Origin of the sequence: Stutzerimonas stutzeri, from assembly GCF_024448895.1 — a bacterium.
Classification (GTDB): Bacteria; Pseudomonadota; Gammaproteobacteria; order Pseudomonadales; family Pseudomonadaceae; genus Stutzerimonas; species Stutzerimonas stutzeri_Q.
On the sequence record NZ_JAMOIC010000001.1, the window covers coordinates 88605 to 103688 of the forward strand.

At 57.5% G+C, this 15084-nt stretch carries 14 protein-coding genes; 2 read left to right on the forward strand and 12 right to left on the reverse strand.

The features are described from left to right. Window positions 1-50 precede the first annotated feature (50 nt). Genes sixA through NA619_RS00440 form a run of 3 tightly spaced genes read right to left on the reverse strand, consistent with a single transcriptional unit; the run spans window position 51 to window position 1884 of the window. The gene (gene sixA / locus NA619_RS00430) at window positions 51-509 is read right to left on the reverse strand and encodes a phosphohistidine phosphatase SixA (protein ID WP_255958917.1); all 459 of its coding nucleotides are present in this window, start codon (window positions 507-509) and stop codon (window positions 51-53) included. Next, the gene (locus NA619_RS00435) at window positions 506-844 is read right to left on the reverse strand and encodes a DUF4389 domain-containing protein (RefSeq protein WP_255958919.1); all 339 of its coding nucleotides are present in this window, start codon (window positions 842-844) and stop codon (window positions 506-508) included. Before NA619_RS00435 ends, sixA begins: the two co-directional genes overlap by 4 nt. A gap of 17 nt (window positions 845-861) precedes the next feature. After that, complete coding sequence (locus NA619_RS00440; protein WP_255958921.1) at window positions 862-1884, reverse strand: NAD(P)H-dependent glycerol-3-phosphate dehydrogenase; 1023 nt, start codon at window positions 1882-1884, stop codon at window positions 862-864. Window positions 1885-2296: 412 nt separating this feature from the next. On the opposite strand from NA619_RS00440, the gene fabA reads away from it, so the two are divergent. Both fabA and fabB read left to right on the forward strand, forming a co-directional pair. Then, entirely contained in the window at window positions 2297-2812 is a 516-nt protein-coding gene (gene fabA / locus NA619_RS00445) for a 3-hydroxyacyl-[acyl-carrier-protein] dehydratase FabA (RefSeq protein ID WP_045161538.1), read from the forward strand. A gap of 11 nt (window positions 2813-2823) precedes the next feature. Next, window positions 2824-4041, forward strand: coding sequence for a beta-ketoacyl-ACP synthase I (gene fabB, locus NA619_RS00450; RefSeq protein WP_255958923.1), 1218 nt, complete (start codon window positions 2824-2826; stop codon window positions 4039-4041). A gap of 120 nt (window positions 4042-4161) precedes the next feature. Here the strand turns inward: fabB and sstT are convergent, their stop codons facing one another. From sstT to brnQ, 9 genes are all read right to left on the reverse strand, one after another. Beyond that, on the reverse strand, window positions 4162-5409 hold the full coding sequence (sstT, locus tag NA619_RS00455) for a serine/threonine transporter SstT (protein ID WP_255958925.1): 1248 nt from the start codon (window positions 5407-5409) through the stop codon (window positions 4162-4164). A gap of 186 nt (window positions 5410-5595) precedes the next feature. Next, the gene (locus NA619_RS00460) at window positions 5596-7218 is read right to left on the reverse strand and encodes a methyl-accepting chemotaxis protein (RefSeq protein ID WP_255958927.1); all 1623 of its coding nucleotides are present in this window, start codon (window positions 7216-7218) and stop codon (window positions 5596-5598) included. 161 nt (window positions 7219-7379) lie between these two features. Next, window positions 7380-8408, reverse strand: a complete 1029-nt coding sequence (locus NA619_RS00465) for an amidohydrolase family protein (RefSeq protein ID WP_423836783.1) — start codon at window positions 8406-8408, stop codon at window positions 7380-7382. Between the two features lie 160 nt (window positions 8409-8568). Further along, entirely contained in the window at window positions 8569-10476 is a 1908-nt protein-coding gene (gene htpG / locus NA619_RS00470; RefSeq protein WP_255958929.1) for a molecular chaperone HtpG, read from the reverse strand. Window positions 10477-10613: 137 nt separating this feature from the next. Beyond that, window positions 10614-11864 (reverse strand): MFS transporter, encoded by a 1251-nt coding sequence (locus NA619_RS00475; protein ID WP_255958931.1) that lies wholly within the window; start codon window positions 11862-11864, stop codon window positions 10614-10616. Between the two features lie 43 nt (window positions 11865-11907). Continuing rightward, window positions 11908-12354, reverse strand: coding sequence for a PaaI family thioesterase (locus NA619_RS00480; RefSeq protein WP_255958932.1), 447 nt, complete (start codon window positions 12352-12354; stop codon window positions 11908-11910). Next, window positions 12351-12809: a PaaI family thioesterase gene (locus NA619_RS00485; RefSeq protein WP_255958933.1), complete on the reverse strand. Its 459-nt coding sequence runs from the start codon at window positions 12807-12809 to the stop codon at window positions 12351-12353. The genes NA619_RS00480 and NA619_RS00485 overlap by 4 nt, the downstream gene beginning before the upstream one ends. Window positions 12810-12864: 55 nt before the next feature. Beyond that, window positions 12865-13590, reverse strand: a complete 726-nt coding sequence (locus NA619_RS00490; protein WP_255958934.1) for a DUF599 domain-containing protein — start codon at window positions 13588-13590, stop codon at window positions 12865-12867. Window positions 13591-13649: 59 nt separating this feature from the next. Continuing rightward, window positions 13650-14975 carry a branched-chain amino acid transport system II carrier protein gene (gene brnQ / locus NA619_RS00495; RefSeq protein WP_255958935.1) on the reverse strand — a complete coding sequence of 442 codons (1326 nt, stop codon included), beginning with the start codon at window positions 14973-14975 and terminating at the stop codon, window positions 13650-13652. Window positions 14976-15084 lie beyond the last annotated feature (109 nt).

Below are 15084 nucleotides of genomic sequence, written 5' to 3' on the forward strand. Positions count from 1 at the left end.
TATAGATGACCACTTTGTTTGATGTTGTATGCACCTGGGTAACGCTGCACTCAGGACGGGTGGCGCAGCCCGGTCAGGCGCATCAGGCCAGTCGCGATGTACTCGCCTTCCAGCTCCGCAAGACTGGCAGTGGCCATTGGAATCGGGGTGTCCCGATGGCCATTGATCAGCCATCCGCCAAGCACACCGACAAAGGGCTGATGGGTGACGAGCAGCAGATTCTGCTCACTACGGCGATCCAGATAAAGCATCGCATCACCGGGATCGGATTCAGGAGTCAGCCAGGGCACCGTCTCCACCGGACCGGAGAATCCAAGCACCTGACGGACGATCTCGGCGGTCTGCTGGGCCCGCTGATAAGGGCTGACAAGGATGACTTGAAGAGGCTGACCCTGCAGGTAAGCAGCCGTGCTTTCGACCTCAAGGCGCCCGTTCTCGGTTAGATTGCGTTCTGCGTCCGTTCGCGCCTTGGGTTCGGCCTCCCCGTGACGCAACAGCCACAACTTCATGGCTGTGCCTCCTGCTCTGGAGGGGCTGGAGTGACCGGAGTAACCGTTTCCCTGTCCGCTGGACGTGGCTTGGGCCAATCCGACATCGGCCATGGCTTACGATCAGTGTTGAACGTACCGAACCTACCGATCTGCGCTACGTACTGGCTCAGGCTGTCACCCAGTTCCAGCAGCGCTTCGTTCGGCCTACCCTTGACCGCCTGCAGAATCAGCTGAGCGGCTACAACAACCAGCAGTACCAGCTCGGCTATCTGCCAGACAAAAAAGAAAACCAGCATCCAGACTGCGCGCAGGATCAGTGACTCCCGCTCCGCGCTGCGTTGTGATGTGCTCATTGATCGCTCCGTTCGTCTCAGAAACCGTCGGTGGAAATGAAATCTACGTCGGTCTTCGGCTCCCCGCGCATCAATAGCGCGATGACCTGTTCCAGCGTACGCCCCTCAAACAGAATGGCATGCAGGCCAGCGACCAGTGGCATGTAGACCTGCAACTCCTCTGCTTTGGTCTTCAGGACCTTGATGGTATTCACGCCCTCGGCAACCTCACCCAGACGCGAAACCGCTTCTTCGAGACTCAACCCTTCCCCCAATGCATAACCGACCTGGAAGTTTCGACTCTTGGAAGACGTGCAGGTGACGATAAGATCGCCCACCCCTGCCAAACCCAGAAATGTCATGGGATTGGCCCCGAGCTTGACGGCGAACCGGGTCATCTCTGCCAATGCGCGGGTAATCAGCATGCTCCGCGTGTTTTCCCCCATACCAAGGGCCGCAGCCATGCCGGCCATGATCGCGTAAACGTTCTTCAGGGCACCGCCCAGCTCTACGCCAAAGCGATCAGCGCTGGCGTATACGCGGAAGGTGCGCCCGTGCAGAGCCTGCTGCACGCTGCGGCACAGCGCCTCATCGTTACTCGCCACCACCGTCGCGGTAAGGGCATGTTCAGCAACTTCGCGTGCCAGGTTGGGGCCAGATATCACCCCGATCCTTGCCTCAGGGGCAATCTCTTCCAATATCTGGCTCATCAGCATGAAGCCCTGCGCCTCGATGCCCTTAGTGGTGCTGACCAACATCTTGCCTGCCAGTTGAGCAGCAAAAGGCGCAAGCGCCTGCCGGAGTGCGCTGGATGGAAGCGCCACGAAAGCCAGCTCACAGTCAGCCAAGGTCTGCCCAAGGTCAGTGACAGCCTCGACAGCCGGAAGCACCGTCACGCCCTTGAGATAACGCGGATTCTGCCTTTGCGTACGGATGCATTCGGCCTGGACGGCGTCCCTCATCCACAATCGGACACTGTGGCCGTTCTCGGCCAGCAGGTTTGCAATGGCGGTTCCGAAACTACCGCCGCCAAGCACCGCAATGGGTTGCTGTTCAGTCATGGTGTATCCGTTCTTGAGCACAGAGTGGCAGTGACCGGCATTATACGTAGCGATGTGCTCACAACCAGTAGAAAGCCAGATCTCAATGGAATCATCGAGTTACGGTAACCATCGCTGCTGCTTTGACGGTTTTCCACTGCGACAAAGCTGGCTCATATGAGGCTGTTACACAATGGTCTATACAGGGTCAGGTCGTCGCAGGTTCGTTGTCGTGGTTAAGGAGTGTTAAAGTATCGGCCCGTTTCAGCCATGGCCGCCCAGTAGTTGGTCGGAACGAGCAATATCCATAACTTTAGTGCTGTGACTTTCACCGCAAGGTTGCAGTCTATGACTAGTCTTTATGATCGGACTCACGATTCTCGAGTCGGATAAAGCAGCAAGCCCTCCATAAAGGGACCATTGAGGAATACGCATGACCAAACAACAGGCCTTTACTCGGGAAGATTTGCTACGTTGCAGCCGCGGCGAGCTTTTCGGGCCCGGTAATGCGCAACTGCCCGCTCCGAACATGCTGATGGTCGATCGCATCGTTCATATCAGCGAAGTGGGCGGCAAGTATGGCAAAGGCGAGTTGGTCGCCGAGCTGGATATCAATCCTGATCTCTGGTTCTTCGCCTGCCACTTCGAAGGTGATCCGGTCATGCCCGGCTGCCTTGGCCTTGACGCCATGTGGCAGCTGGTTGGCTTCTATCTTGGCTGGCAAGGTAATCCCGGCCGTGGTCGTGCGCTGGGCTCTGGCGAAGTGAAGTTCTTTGGCCAGGTCCTGCCGACCGCCAAGAAGGTCACCTATAACATTCATATCAAACGCACCATCAGTCGCTCCCTGATTCTCGGCATCGCCGATGGCACAGTGAGCGTCGATGGCCGCGAGATCTACAGTGCCGAAGGTTTGCGTGTCGGCCTGTTTACATCTACCGATAGCTTCTGAAGGATTTCCGCATGCGTCGCGTCGTGATCACCGGTCTGGGTATCGTTTCCTGCCTTGGCAATGACAAAGACACCGTTTCCGCCAACCTGCGCGCCAGCCGCCCTGGCATTCGCTTCAACCAAGCCTATGCGGACATGGGTCTGCGCAGTCAGGTCTCGGGTTCAGTCGACCTGAATCTCGAGGAACTGATCGACCGCAAGGTCCTGCGTTTCATGGGCGATGCTGCGGCTTATGCCTATCTGGCCATGCAACAGGCGCTGGAAGATTCCGGCCTCAGCGCTGACGAGATATCGAATCCGCGTATCGGTCTGATCGCAGGCTCGGGCGGAGCCTCGACCATCAACCAGATGGAAGCCATCGATATCCTGCGCGACAAGGGCGTCAAGCGGATCGGCCCATACCGCGTACCTCGCACCATGAGCAGCACAGTATCAGCCTGCCTGGCCACGCCGTTCCGCATCAAGGGCATCAACTATTCCATCGCATCGGCCTGCGCCACCAGCGCGCATTGCATCGGCCACGCCATGGAACAGATCCAGATGGGCAAGCAGGACGTGGTCTTCGCCGGTGGTGGAGAAGAAGAGCATTACAGCCAGAGCTGCCTGTTCGACGCCATGGGCGCGCTGTCCAGCCAGTACAACGATACGCCGGAGAAAGCCTCCCGCGCCTACGATGCCAAGCGTGACGGTTTCGTCATCGCCGGCGGTGGCGGCATGGTGGTGGTCGAGGAGCTGGAGCACGCACTCAAGCGCGGCGCCAAGATCTATGCGGAAATCGTCGGCTACGGCGCCACTTCCGACGGCTACGACATGGTCGCGCCGAGCGGAGAAGGTGCATTGCGCTGCATGCAGCAGGCGATGGCGACCGTTGAAGACGACATCGACTACCTCAACACCCACGGCACCTCCACGCCGGTCGGCGATGTGGCCGAGAGCAAGGCGGTACGCAACATGTTCGGCGACAAGGTCCCGGCCATAAGCTCGACCAAGAGTCTGTCTGGCCATTCGTTGGGCGCCGCCGGTGTACATGAAGCGATCTACTCCATGCTGATGATGGAAGGCAACTTCATTGCAGGCTCGGCCAATATCGATGAGCTGGATCCAGAGGTAGCCGATCTGCCGATCGTTCGCGAAACCCGCGAGAATGCAAAGATCGACACCATCATGAGTAACAGCTTTGGCTTTGGCGGCACCAACGCCACGCTGGTACTCAAGCGCTGGAAAGGCTGACTTCGAGCCAAAACGACAACGGCGCCTAAGGGCGCCGTTTTTGTTTGTACAGTTGGTCTTATTTCAGTCCGATGCGACAACCCACTCGGCCATCGCATCCCTCGCCTCTCAAACAATCCGTCAGAGCTGAGCGCTCTCGCCACGTTGATCGGCCACATCGCCATGGGCAATGCAGGACGCCGCAGTAAAGAGCGCGTCAGTGGATGAGTTCAACGCAGTCTCGGCAGAGTCCTGTACCACGCCGATGATGAATCCGACCGCAACGACCTGCATCGCCAGGTCATTGGAAATACCGAACAGACTGCACGCGAGCGGGATCAGCAGCAGCGAACCACCAGCGACGCCAGATGCACCACAAGCACAGATGGCAGCAAGCAGGCTCAAAAGAATTGCGGTCGGGATATCAACAACAATGCCCAGCGTATTGACCGCCGCCAGCGTCAACACTGTGATAGTGATGGCGGCACCGCCCATGTTGATGGTCGCGCCCAGAGGGATCGATACTGAATAAGTGTCCTTATGCAAACCGAGCCGCTCGCAGAGCTGCATATTCACCGGAATGTTCGCGGCTGAACTTCGGGTGAAAAACGCGGTGATACCGCTTTCACGCAGGCAGGTCAGCACCAATGGATAGGGGTTGCGCCGGATCTGCCAGAAGACGATGAGTGGGTTAACGACGAGGGCCATGACCAGCATGCTGCCCACCAGTACCACCAGCAATTGCAGATAGCCGGCAAGCGCTGCAAAGCCAGATTCGGCAAGTGTCCCCGCTACCAGCCCGAAGATACCCAACGGGGCGAAGCGGATCACGACCTTGACGATCAGCGTCACGCCGTCTGACACATCAGCGATCAGATCGCGGGTACCTTCACGCGCGTTACGAAATGCGAATCCCAGACCGATTGCCCAGGCCAGGATACCAATGAAGTTGCCGTCGAGAAGTGCACGCACCGGGTTATCCGCAATGCTGAACAGAAGCGTTTTCAGCACCGCGCCAACGCCCTCAGGCGGCACGACATCGCTGGCCTGACTGACCAGTGTGAGGCTGGTTGGAAACACGAAACTTGCGATCACCGCAACCGAGGCAGCGGAGACAGTACCCAGCGCATACAGAAGCAGGATCGGGCGAATATGGGTCGGCTGTCCTCGCTTGTGGTTGGCGAGCGATGCAGTCACCAGGACGAACACCAGTATCGGCGCAACAGCCTTCAAGCCTGCAACGAACAGATCCCCCAGCAAGCTCACCGACTCCGCGGCCTGAGGCCATACCAGGGCCAGCAGACAACCAGCCACGAGACCGATCACTATCTGAGTCACCAGGCTGACGCGATTGTAGGCGCGGAAGAGTTGGGTTGAGAGATTGGACATGCTGAAGTCTCGGCGTGGGATGCGGAAACGGGCCGCGTGCCGCTGAAACAGCGACACGGTGCCCTGCAAAAACGCCGGATGGTACGCATCTCTGCCCGATCTGCCCAGCTTTGGCGCAAAACCTAGGGCGGCCAAACCTTGGCACATGAAACATGCGATGCCCCTGGCGAGGCATCGCGGACTGGATCAGATGCGAAACCGCGCTACCAACCCATTGAGGTTTATCGCCAATGACGCTAGCTCCTGGCTCGCTGCGCTGGTCTGATTGGCACCCGCGGAGGACTGCAGTGACAAGTCCCGAATGTTGATCAGATTGCGATCGACCTCCCGTGCCACCTGAGCCTGCTCTTCCGAGGCGCTGGCAATCACCAGGTTGCGCTCACTGATCTGGCTGATCGCGCGCGCAATGTCATCCAGTGCTTCACCTGCAGTTTTAGCCACATCAAGCGTAGCGCGGGCGCGCTCGTTGCTGGTCTGCATGGCCAGAACGGCCTTGTCGGTGCCCTGATGCACATCACCAATCATCTGCTCGATTTCTTGCGTCGACTGCTGGGTACGATGCGCCAGCGCCCTCACCTCGTCAGCTACCACTGCGAATCCGCGGCCGGCGTCACCCGCACGGGCTGCCTCGATCGCAGCATTCAAAGCGAGCAGGTTGGTCTGCTCAGCAATCGAGCGGATCACATCCAGCACTTTGCTGATGTCGCGAACCTGCCCTGCAAGCTGCTCGACCTGCGTGGCTGTTGTCGTCACGTCGCCAGCCAGTAGTCCGATTGACTCCACGGTCTTGATCACTTGCTGACGACCATGCTGCGCTGTGGCGTCCGATTCGCGCGAAGCTTCCGAAGTGGCCACCGCGTTACGGGCAACCTCGTCCACGGCCGCAGTCATCTCGTTCACCGCCGTCGCCGCCTGTTCGATCTCATGGTTCTGTTGATGCAGACCGCGGGTCGAATCCTCGGTCACTGCGTTCAACTCTTCCGCAGCGGAAGCGAGCTGGTTGGATGAGTCGGCGATGCCCTGGATGGTGTTGCGCAGGTTCGTCTGCATCACCTTTAGCGCTGCCAGCAAGCGGGCAGGTTCATCGCGGCCTTCTACGACAAAGGTCTGGGTCAGGTCCCCGGCCGCTACGGTTTCAGCGACGACAACCGCCTGGTTCAGAGGCCGCACGATGCTGCGGGTAAATACCAGTGCAAGAATTATTGTCGTGATGGCGGCCAGTACGATGGTAATGATCACCCAGGCTAATGCATTCTCGTAAACAGCCAATGCACGATCCGCCGCATTGCCGGCCTCGTCGCTGTTGATTCGCTGAAGATCTAGCAAGGCACGTGTCATAGCATCCGCGTGACTGTTGATCGCACCTCCCATGAGCTCGATCGCCTGCTGCTTCGAACCATTGGAGACGAAGTCGACGACCTTTTTCTGCTCGGAAAAATAATCACGTTGCGCAGCAATGAGTCGCTCATACGCCGCCTTTTCCTCTGCAACGGAAATGCGCTTTTCATACGCAGCGTTGAGCGAACCTATCTCCTCCACGAGCTTGTTCAGCGATTGTTTGGTCGCAACGAGGGCGTCGCCCTCAACAAGCATCGAACGCATGGTCAGCGCTCGAATACGGAGCATTGCCGCGTTGAGATCAGCCAGGCTGATGATGCTCGGTAACCAGTTCTGATCGACCTCACTGGACTCCTTGCGCATCTCCGACATCTGATTGAGGGAGAAGAGTCCAAGCACAAGGACGATGACGCCGATCAGGCCGAAGCCGATGGCGGAACGGACGGACACATTCAAGTTGCGAATCGACATGGGAATTCCTGCTCCATGGTTGCGCTGCAAGCCGCAGCGATGACCGTGTATCTATCGGAACAGGACAGTAGAACCTTGATAGGTAGAACCCGGAAAAACCGGCGAAACCACAAGGGTTTCGACAGATGGTCGTTCGGCCAAATCAGGCCACTATTAGGCCATCAATCCTGACTGGTTTGCTTGATCGACTTCTTTGGCAAAATCGAGAGAAAGTTATCCCGCGCAACCTTTCTTGCCACTGCCTCGGGCAATGCGTCCAAAAACGGATCGAAAGCCCGCATGCCATCCCCAAGCCCTTCGAACCGCCCTACCACATCAGAGCCGATCATGAACCGTGTCGGGTGTTTTTCGATTAACGAGACCCACTCGGGAACCGGCACGTCCGAATCATCGAGAAGATAGGGTCGAAGCATGGTCCAGGAAAGATCGATATATAGATTCGGGTAATCATCCAGCAGTCGCTTGACGGTGGGGAGGAGGAACTCCAGCTTTTCCTGATGACGATGTAGCTCCATGCTCGTCCCCGCATGTGCCCAGATGAAACGGGTATGCGGATGGTTGCGTAAGGCCTCCTCAAACTCGCTGAGATAAAGCGGATTGCGCTCGCGCTTTGACGTGATATTGGAATGCAACATGACCGGCAGGTCGTATTCCGCTGCAAGATGATAGACGCGTGTCAGCGCTTCGTTGTTGGCGCGTGGCGTGTCGCCTTCAGTCAGCGCGGTAACGTCATCATGACGCGTGAATATCTCGCCTAGGCCCTGCCAAAGGCCCGGGTCCATATCCAGCATTCGGCGGATATGCGCGTCGGCGTTCTTATCGTTAGGGTTGAAGCCGGACAGAAAAGGGTGAAATCTGTGCCGGTGTTGCTCGTCCAGTTTCTTCAGTGCGGCAGCAACCACTACATCGGTCGCGCTGTACCAATAAACGGGCGCGTCGTCGCCCGCGTAATAACGCGGCCGCTTTGGTTCGTTCTCATGCCATTTCTTGGCGACGGGAATCCCGCTGATCATCACATGATCGATTTTGCCAGCGTCCATGGCTTTGAGCAGCCGGCTCATACCGTCGCTTTCCTGGAAGAAATCAACGAAATGCAGGTGAGCGTCGCTGTAGTGATAGTCGCGTGCGTGAACAGGTGCGATCGAAGCGACGAGACAGAACGCCGCTAGACAGTTTCTTAAGTTAAACAACAAATGACCTCCTAACAGCCAAGCGGATAGACCGCTTCGCCACCATGCGGTTCATTGGTTCGTTTCGCTCGATGGATCGCACCCGCCTTTCGAATGATCGAATCAGTCCAGCCAATGAAAAAGGCCCGTCACTGACGGGCCTTTTTCGTAACGCTGCGACTTACGCCGACAGCTCCACCAGCAGCTTGTTGAGGCGTTGCACATATGCAGCGGGATCTTTCAAGCTGTCCCCGGCGGCCAGTGCAGCCTGGTCGAAGAGGATATGCGAGAGATCCGCAAAGCGATCTTCGTCCGGCTCGCCGTCGAGCTTTTCGATCAAGGGGTGCGCCGGATTGATTTCGAATATCGGCTTCGATTCAGGCACTTTTTGTCCGCTGGCTTCGAGAATCTGGCGCATTTGCAGGCCAAGGTCCTGCTCGCCAATCGCGAGAATGGCCGGGGAATCGGTCAGACGATGCGATACACGCACCTCCGCAACCTCATCGCCCAGCGCGGTCTTCAGCCGCTCTACCAGACCTTCCTTAGCCTTGGCGATTTCTTCCTGAGCCTTTTTATCCTCTTCCGAGTCCAGCTTGCCGAGATCGAGATCGCCGCGGGCCACGTCGACGAACTGCTTGCCATCGAACTCGGTGAGGTAGCTCATCAGCCACTCATCAATACGGTCCGTCAGCAGCAGTACTTCGATGCCTTTCTTGCGGAACACTTCCAGGTGCGGGCTATTCTTGACCTGGGCGTAGGACTCGCCAGTAAGGAAGTAGACTTTGTCCTGACCTTCCTTGACCCGGCTCAGGTAGTCGGCCAGCGACACGCTCTGCTCGCCCGAAGCATCCTGAGTCGATGCGAAACGCAGCAGACCTGCGATCTTTTCCTTATTGGCAAAATCTTCCGCCGGGCCTTCTTTGAGCACCTGACCAAACTGCTTCCAGAAGTTCTTGTAGTCGTCCGGCTTGTCCTTGGCCAGTTTGTCGAGCATGTCCAGAACACGCTTGGTGAGCGCTGACTTCATCGAGTCGATGACGGGATCCTTCTGCAGAATCTCGCGGGAGACGTTAAGCGACAAGTCATTGGAGTCGATGACACCTTTGATGAAGCGCAGGTATAGCGGCAGGAATTCGTCAGCCTGATCCATGATGAATACGCGCTGAACGTAGAGCTTCAGCCCCTTCGGCGCCTCACGCTGGTACAGATCGAAGGGTGCACGGCCAGGCACGAAGAGCAGCGAGGTGTACTCGAGCTTGCCCTCGACCTTGTTATGACTCCAGGCCAACGGGTTTTCGAAATCGTGGCCAACGTGCTTGTAGAACTCCTGGTATTCCTCGTCCTTGACCTCGGTACGGGGACGGGTCCAGAGCGCACTGGCACGGTTGACGGTTTCCCACTCAGGCTCGGCCGGCTTGTCTTTCTCCTCACCATGAAACTCTTTCGGCAATTCGATTGGCAGCGCTATATGGTCGGAATACTTTTTAATGATGCTCCGCAGACGCCAACCATCGGCGAACTCTTCCTCACCCGACTTGAGGTGAAGAACGATGCGCGTGCCGCGTTCTGGCTTGTCGATGTTGGCAACTTCGAATTCGCCCTCGCCCTTCGAGGACCAATACACACCTTCCTCGGACGAGGTACCGGCTCGACGGCTGAAGACCTCGACCTGGTCGGCAACGATGAAGGCCGAGTAGAAGCCCACGCCGAACTGGCCAATCAGGTGTGAATCCTTCTTCTGATCACCGGTCAGGTGCTTCATGAAGTCTGCAGTACCGGACTTGGCGATGGTGCCGAGATGAGCGATGACATCCCCACGGTTCATGCCAATGCCGTTGTCCTCAAGGGTCACGGTACGAGCATCTTTGTCGAAGCTGACACGGATCTTCAGGTCAGCGCCACCTTCGAGCAAATCCGGCTTGGCCAGCGCCTCGAAACGAAGCTTATCAGCCGCGTCCGATGCGTTGGATATCAGCTCGCGGAGAAATATCTCCTTGTTCGAGTACAGGGAATGGATCATCAGGTGAAGCAGCTGCTTCACTTCGGTCTGGAAGCCCAGGGTTTCTTTGTTTTGAGTCTCCACACTCATCGTCTTGCAAACTCCACATCGTCAATGGCACGGACCGCATTCGCGGGGATGACAAGCAGATGGGGGCTGGGCTTCGGAATTCAAGTGCGCACGTCGGCGCGGGACGCTCATTAACAGTCGTTAAATCCGCCATCCTGCTAGGGTTCAAGGAGCTCCAGCAAGACGATATCGTTCGGTGCGAGGTTGTAGATGGCCTCCCCTGGCCCCTTGAGCATTTGCCGGATCGCTACGTTCCCTTCCCGATCGATGCCAACAAACCGCCCTTCAGCGACGCCTCCGCGCTCGGTGTGCGCGCGCATCAACAAGTGCTCGTAGTGCGAGGGATTGCGCTGGAGGCGATCGATCGAAAAACGCAGGCGACGATCAACGCCAGGCGACGTCGAGCTCACAGATTCAGGCTCGGTCAAGGTCACCGCAACCTTGGGTTTGATTCCGTGTTCAACGGGAAGCGGCGGGTAATTATCGTCGTCAACCGCCCAGCCCTTGTAGTTCTTGCCGATGTTCAGCTCAAACTGCCCAGGCGCTCCATTCACCTCGGCTTGAACAGAGAGTGTTTTAGCGGGCTTCGAAAAGTTGACCGGCGACACTGAGCCGACAACCACGTCACGCGTTCCGAAACGACGCTGCAGGTGATCGCGGGCCAGATACTTCAGGGTGTCCGCCGAGTCGTGGTTAAGATCCACCTGGCCAGCGCGGTAGCGCAGCTCATCAGTGAACACCTCGATGTGGCCACTCAGGCTGGTTTTGTAATGAGCTGGCAAGACTAAATGGAAATCCCCAGCCAGCTTGTTTGGCGGCACCGGTTGGAGATTGAGATGCAGCGTGTAGCCACTCTGTATCAGGCGCGCTTCAGGCAGCTGCTGCTCTGGACGCATCCAGCTGATTTCGATTTCATGTGGAGGATTAAGGTCTTGTGGAAGCACATCGACTTGGACGCCGCCAGGCCGCACCGAGCCGAGGCGAACGTTCACTGCCTGCTGCGCGAAAAGCTCATCTCCGTCACTCAGGGTAAGCATGCCGTCAGCGAACTTACCGATCTGTGGACTGAACGGCCGACCATCAAGCTGACCGTTCAGACGGATCGCCAGGCGACTGGTGTGCATCGGACTGTCCGGTTCAAGCCAATCGAGGCTGGCGATTGCCTCGAGTCGCTCGGGATCATGGCTGGCGAGCAATGTGAGGCCGACGACTAGCGGAATGAATCCCAACGCTGACAGACCAATTGCTTTACGGGCTCTAGCCCAGTGTCGGACGATATATAGCAAGGCCACTGGCGGCAGCAGGCTTCCAACGCCCCATAACAAACTCGTTCCAAACGCCAGAACGATCAACCAGACGAAGCCCGCGACGATCAGAAGCAGCCCGCCCAGTATCAGCAACGCATCCATTCAACACCTTCAAGACAGCTACAAGTGGCTGCCGCCAGACGTATCAGGGCTCGTTGACCTTGAAGTGGCAACGGGCAGTGGCGATGGGCTCGGCCTGATTCGTTTGCCAGGCCGTAATCGAAACGTTGGCTACACGGCGCCCCTGGCGCCAGACCTGGCAGGCAGCGAAGGTGTCACGATAGAGACCTGCCCGGAGATAATCTATCGAGAAGTCGATGATTTTGGGCAAATGTGGCGCCCCCATGAACATCAACAGATGGAGCATGGCAGCGTGCTCCATGAAACCTGCGATCACTCCTCCGTGGATGGCAGGCAGCGTGGGATTTCCAATGTTGTCCTGGTTCTTCGGCAGCCGAAAAACCATGTCATCACCCAGCCGTAAACACTCGATACCGATGAGTCTGGCGTAGGGGACGGTCTGTAAAAGCACATCGTAGTTATTGCTGGCATGCGCATCCCTGACCATTGCGTCCAGATCCAAAACACTCATCGACGCTCCTCCGGCTCTTTCTCCACCGTGCTCTTGCCCATACGCATGAAAGCGCCGACCACATGTGCGATTGGCTCGTTGATATCGCGCTGGTATGCCACACCACGCGTGAATATCACGGTGGGCGTGACCCGATAGCATTCGGCAAAGCCGAACACATCGTGATTAGGCTCCGCTGAATGCATGTAATCGATCCGCAGGTCCAGTGTTGGGCATATCTCGAGCTCGGGCAGCGCACAAGCCGTCGAGATACCGCAGGTCGTATCCATAAGCGTCGTGATTGCGCCGCCGTGGACCAGCCCACTGTCGGGATCACTGACTATCTTCTCGCTATAGGGGAGCCGCAAGGTAAGCCCTTGGGCATTGGCGCGCTCGACACTCATGCCGAGGACCTGACAATGACGCAACATTGAAAGGAAGCGCTGAGTGCGCTCCAGAATCAGACTATCGCTCATGCGAATTCTCGAATCGAACCAAGCCGGGCAGTTTAAACGTAGCTGAAGCGACGCCCTACTCCTTCGGAGGATCGACAGGCAAGGTTGGCGTAAACACCATGACTTCAAGGACGTCCGAATGAAACTCGCGTCGATAGAGGATAAGTACCACCAGGGTGGTAACACCCATGAAGAACCACGGATGGATGAACCAGGCAAGGGTCGCCATGCCGAAGTAGTAAGCGCGCAGTCCAAAATTGAACTGGTTGGCTGCCATGGAAATGACCCGAGCAGCGCGCTCGGAGAAGGACTTGCGCTCCTGATCGCTAACGTTCCGTTCCCCGGCCATGGGCGCGGAGGCAATCAGCACCGCCGCGAAGTTGTACTGCCGCATGCACCAGCTGAAGGTGAAGAATGCGTAGACGAAAACAACGCCCAACGCGAGCAGCTTGATCTCGGAAAGTCCCCGGCTGACCGGCTGCGCGAACGGCAGGTCTGCCAGCAGCGAAACTGCACGATCCGAAGCACCGAGCGCCGTGAGAATGCCGGCCAGAATAATCAGAGTGCTGGAGGCAAAAAAAGCAGCGTTGCGCTCCAGATTACCGATCACATTGGCGTCAGCGATCCGGTTGTCACGCAGCAACATCCGCCGCATCCAATCCTGGCGGTAAAGGTGCAACACGCTGGCCAGGCAAGCTGTATCCCTTCCGCGCCAGCCGGCATATCGGGTGTATCCGACCCAGCACAGAATGAACCAGACAACGGCAATCAGGTGCGGTAGCAGATGACTCGGAATGAACATGAAGCACTCCTGAACACTGGCGCGTTTTTGTACGAGTTGGCTTCAGCCCATCGCGAACGTCAAGTGGCGCTCGTGGAACTGCGCGTGTGAGTAGCGCCTAGAATTCGATCGACGATCACTGCAATGAACAATGTAACCAGCACAGGCGCCAGCCAGCCCATGCTTTGTGCAGCCAGTGGAAGCGCTGTGAAAAAGCTGGGTACCCAGTCGGTCAGACCGGCAGCAGAGAGACCATCGGCGACGCCGAAAATCAGCGTTACCACCATCACCGGCACGAAAACGCGACCCGGCGATATCCAGCAGCGGTCAAGCAGGCTCAGAGCAACCAGCATGATTGCCAGAGGGTAGAGACCGACCAACACTGGCACCGACACACTGATGAGCTGGGTGAGCCCCTGATTTGCAACCGCCAGGCTGAACAGCGTGAAGACGATCACTACCGTTCGATAGCTGACCGGAAGCAATCCACTGAAGAACTCACCACACGCAGTGGTAAGACCGACTGCGGTAGTAAGACATGCGAGAGTGATTACCACGGCGAGCAAAAGGCTGCCGGTGGTACCAAAGGTGTGCTGCACGTAGGTGGTCAGAATTTGCACACCATTTTGCGCCTCTCCGGCAATGCCCTGGCTGGTTGCGCCCAGGTAGAAAAGCGCCAGATAAACAAGCGAGAGACCCGCCGCCGCAATGGCACCCGCGATCATCGAATAGCGAGTAACCAGGGCCGGATCCGAAACACCGCGATCACGGATGGCGGTCGCGATGACGATGCCGAACACCAGCGCCCCAAGCGTATCCATGGTCAGATAGCCTTCCAGAAAGCCCTTGAGCAATGGCCCGTTGCGGTAGCTGTCTGCGGTGGTGCCTATATCGCCTGCTGGAGCGAAGATCGCGGCACCACCCAAAACCAGCAAGGCTGCCAAGAGCACGGGCGTAATGAATTTGCCGACTCGATCAACCAGCTGTCCCGGATTCACCACGAGAAACAGAGTCGCGATAAAAAACAGGACGGTGTAAACGAACAACGGTATGCCCGAGTTGCCCGTGAAAGGAGCAACGCCCATCTCGAACGAGACGACCGCAGTCCTGGGTGTTGCGAAGAGCGGGCCGATCGCCAGATAAACAGCCACGGCCAGTACCGTACCGGCACCACGCCCCAGTGGTGCGGTGAGTCGATCCATGCCGCCACCAACACGAGCCAGTGCCACTACCGTTAACAACGGCAGTCCGACTCCCGTGAGCAGAAAGCCGGCCGCAGCGAACCAGATGGACTGCCCTGCCGCCATACCGGCGCTTGGTGGAAAGATGATGTTTCCTGCGCCCAGAAAAAGCGCAAATGTCATGAATCCGAGGGCCAGCAGATCGAGGCCTTTCAATCTTGTCATCGGTTTATCACCAGTGCAGGAGGGTTCCGGTACGACGAACGCACCTAGCTGTATTTCTGCAAACTGCCAAGAACATAGGTTCCGGCCAGTTGAGAAAAACCACGCACCT